Origin of the sequence: Ligilactobacillus hayakitensis DSM 18933 = JCM 14209, from assembly GCF_000615845.1 — a bacterium.
GTDB lineage: Bacteria > Bacillota > Bacilli > Lactobacillales > Lactobacillaceae > Ligilactobacillus > Ligilactobacillus hayakitensis.
Window position 1 is genome coordinate 1 of the sequence record NZ_BAML01000056.1, and the last position, 3,874, is coordinate 3,874.

General features: G+C 28.8%; 3 protein-coding genes. 1 reads left to right on the forward strand and 2 read right to left on the reverse strand.

Annotated features, from left to right (window positions below):
• Positions 1 to 344 precede the first annotated feature (344 nt).
• Positions 345 to 1,154, reverse strand: a complete 810-nt coding sequence (locus JCM14209_RS08420) for a DUF4422 domain-containing protein (protein ID WP_025023022.1) — start codon at positions 1,152 to 1,154, stop codon at positions 345 to 347.
• 177 nt (positions 1,155 to 1,331) lie between these two features.
• A complete protein-coding gene (locus tag JCM14209_RS08425; RefSeq protein ID WP_025023023.1) occupies positions 1,332 to 2,369 on the reverse strand; it encodes a glycosyltransferase in 1,038 nt (345 codons plus the stop codon).
• An 82-nt stretch (positions 2,370 to 2,451) separates the two neighbouring features.
• Between JCM14209_RS08425 and JCM14209_RS08430 the strand changes: the two genes are divergently transcribed.
• On the forward strand, positions 2,452 to 3,714 hold the full coding sequence (locus tag JCM14209_RS08430) for a nucleotide sugar dehydrogenase (protein ID WP_476703325.1): 1,263 nt from the start codon (positions 2,452 to 2,454) through the stop codon (positions 3,712 to 3,714).
• Positions 3,715 to 3,874 lie beyond the last annotated feature (160 nt).

A 3,874-nucleotide genomic window follows, 5' to 3' on the forward strand; every position in this document is an offset into this window, starting at 1 on the left:
CTACAAGCTACTTAACCATTACTTTTTAGACTATATTTAATTAGATTTCTTCATCAGTATTAATTGACAAAGAACCTACTTTTTAGACTATATTTAATTAGATTTCTTCATCAGTATTAATTGACAAAGAACCACATAAACATATCATTCACAAACAAAAAAGCCTTAAGAAATCAACGTTTTTTGAAACGTAATTTTTTAAGGCTTTTATTTTTGCTATTTTGAAAAAATATTTTCCCCAGTTTCTTGTTAATTTTAAAAGAATTTAGCCTACTCGCTTAAAGATTAATACCTCTCAAATATAATAAAAAAGATAGCAGCTACCTTTTCTAACTGTTATCTTTCTAAAAACTCCCCTTATATCGAATATGAAAGAACTTAGCTTTCAAAAAAGCGGCTCCTTTTTTAAACCAGTTCACCTTTTCAATATAAACTAAGGGTAATTCTTTAATTCTATTTTTATCAATCTTACCATCTTCAATATTTTTTTGAAGCCAGACATTAAAGATAATTTCACTAACACGTCCATAGAAGCGTTGTTGGAAATCATCTAGGGTTTCTGCTCCAAGACGTTTTTCTAATTCGAATAAAATCGAAAACATCCATTCACAATATTGATCTAGCAATTCTTTTTTCATAATCATCATATTGAACATATATCCTGTTGTTCCTTTTAACACGCGATCATATGTTTTAAGGTAATCAGGATACATATCCTCAACAATCTGACGTGTCTCGTCTAAATGATTAGCGTAATGTGTATGTTCATAGTGTGAGTACAGTGATTCGATATAATAGTTACGCTTCTTAGGAACAAAAATATCATAATCATCTAACAGTGGTTCAAGTTCCCGTTTTGAAATCACACGCTTCATGCGATCATTATCAGCACTCTTTAATAATCCAAAATGACGACGATAATGCGCCAACCCAATGAATTGGGCATCCAAGTTCTTCCATGCCCAGTATAATGCTGTTAACTCACTATATCCGCCATTTTTTTCTGATATATTTAATCCATCATTATCTTTTTGATATCCTAAATCAATTGTTTTATGTAATTGTGATCCTACCTGTATAGGTAGATACATTGTATCCTGTGGCATCGTATACTCCTTATGCGTTGCCACAACAATCTTCACTTTATTTTCCAAAAGATATCTCCTAACTAAATATCATGTTATAGTCATTTTATAATATATCATATATTTTTGTAATTTGCTGAGATTTTTTTAAATTTAATTTAAGATTTAATTCCATCTCTTTATCATAAACATATCTATATTAAACTTTAACATTTTCATATTAGTCATTCCAATAAAACTCTATATTTAAGCTTTAAGAGCTACCAGGATTTTTAATAATCTATATTTTCTATGAATTAATAAGTATACAAATATTTTTTCTTGTAAATACAAGTATTTATAATCTACATTTTTCATAGCTTCTATATATCTATCACTATTCAATAGCTGATTTATTTCACTCTTTACTTCTACATATGTTTTACCATGTTCTTTATTGAAGAAATAACGACTAAAATATGAATTGAAGCTCGTAAGTTCCTTCATATATAGAGCTGTGTATAAAAGTTTTTCTTTTTTAAATTGATTTAAATATTTAAACGATTCATCAAAATAATTCTCAAAATTTTCAATTGTATTTTCAGAATATTTATTTGATGCTGAATTCATATCTTTACGATAGTAATACAAATTATCAGTTATATAACTAATTTTTTCTGCATACTCAAACGCATATTGATTAAATACATTATCTTGCATTCTCCGTAATTTAGGAATGAATTCTAAATTATGCTTATCTAACATTGACTTTCGATAAATTTTAGCCCATGGAACACCCACTAAAATATGCGGTGCTGTATACGAAGCAATTTTCTTACCAACTAGTTGATATAAAAGTTCATTTTTTTCATTTCCTGCAAGAACCCTATTATCACCAAGTAAAAAGTTATTTTCTTTATATTGATTATCATCTACAAAAAAGCAATTACATACCGCAATATCACTCTTGGTTAGTTCAATACTTTCATATAATTTTTCAATATAATTATCAGCCAACCAATCATCTGGATCTATAAAGCAGATATATTCTCCATTAGAGTTACTTAATCCGGTATTTCTGGCTACTGAAACTCCCGCATTTTCTTGTTTAATAGCTTTAACTCTACTATCTTTATTTTGATATTCTAAACAAATTTCATAAACATTATTAGTTGAACCATCATCCACTAATATTATTTCAATATTTTTATATGTTTGTTTTAAAATCGAATCCACACATTGTCTTAAATAATCTTTTTCGATGTTATATATCGGAAGAATTACACTTACTAGTTTTCCGTTCATTAACTTCACCTCTATATTACACTATATAAAACTACTCGTATATGTCAAGATACTCTTATACTATGATTGTTTGTGATATAATATTAACATAATAATTATAATCTTATACGGAGGAAAAACAGTGAATAATAATTATAATATTGCTGTTGCTGGTCTTGGATACGTTGGTCTATCTATTGCGACTTTGTTAGCACAACATAATACTGTAAAAGCTATCGACATTGTAGAATCAAAGATTAACGATATTAATAATAAAATCTCACCTATCCAAGATGAATATATTGAGAAATATCTTTCAGAAAAAGATTTATCTTTGACTGCAACCACTGATCCTAAACAAGCCTACACAGATGCAGACTTTATCATTGTTGCTGCTCCTACAAACTACAACGACGTAACTCAAGAATTTGATACTTCTGCTGTAGAAACAGTAATTCAAACCGCAAGAAAATACAACAAATCAGGAATTATCGTTATTAAATCGACTATCCCTGTTGGCTATACAACTAAATTGAGAGCTAAGTTAAATGATAAGCGTATTATCTTTAGCCCTGAATTCTTAAGAGAATCCAAGGCTCTTTTCGATAACTTATATCCTAGTCGTATCATTATCGGAACCGACAAATCAGATGAAGAATTATATTCAACGTCTAAAGCTTTCGCTAACCTTCTTAAAGATGGAGCAATCAAAGAAGATATCGACACTCTTTTTATGGGATTTACTGAAGCCGAAGCAGTTAAATTATTTTCAAATACTTATCTTGCTTTAAGAGTTGCGTATTTCAACGAACTTGATACGTATGCTGAATTAAAAGGACTCGATACTCAAGAGATTATTACTGGGGTAGGTTTAGATCCAAGAATTGGAACTCACTATAATAATCCATCTTTTGGTTACGGTGGCTACTGCTTACCAAAAGATACTAAACAACTCTTAGCTAATTACCATGATGTTCCTGAAAACTTAATCCAAGCAATTGTAGATTCCAACAATACACGTAAAGATTTCATTGCAAATCAAGTTCTTGAAAAAATAGATGCCAATACTACTAATTACAGTAATATCACAATTGGTATTTATCGTCTAACTATGAAGAGTAATTCTGATAACTTCCGACAAAGTTCTATTCAAGGTGTAATGAAACGGATTAAAGAAAAAGGCGCCAACATTGTCATCTATGAACCAACATTAGCTAATAATTCTCTTTTTGAAAATTACCAAGTAATCAATGATTTAGATAAATTCAAAACTATTTCATCTGTCATAATCGCTAATCGTTATGATTCAACTTTAGATGATGTACATTCTAAAGTGTATAGTCGCGATATTTTTAAGAGAGATTAAATCTACTAAAATAAGGGTTTGATGAATCAATAGTGATTCACCTAACCCTTATTTTTTTATTAATAAAACTAATTTCTCTACTTATTTTTGCAAAATATTTTTGGCTTTATATATGATAGTAGGTTTAATATTAAATTACCCAATACTATATCAAATCCAA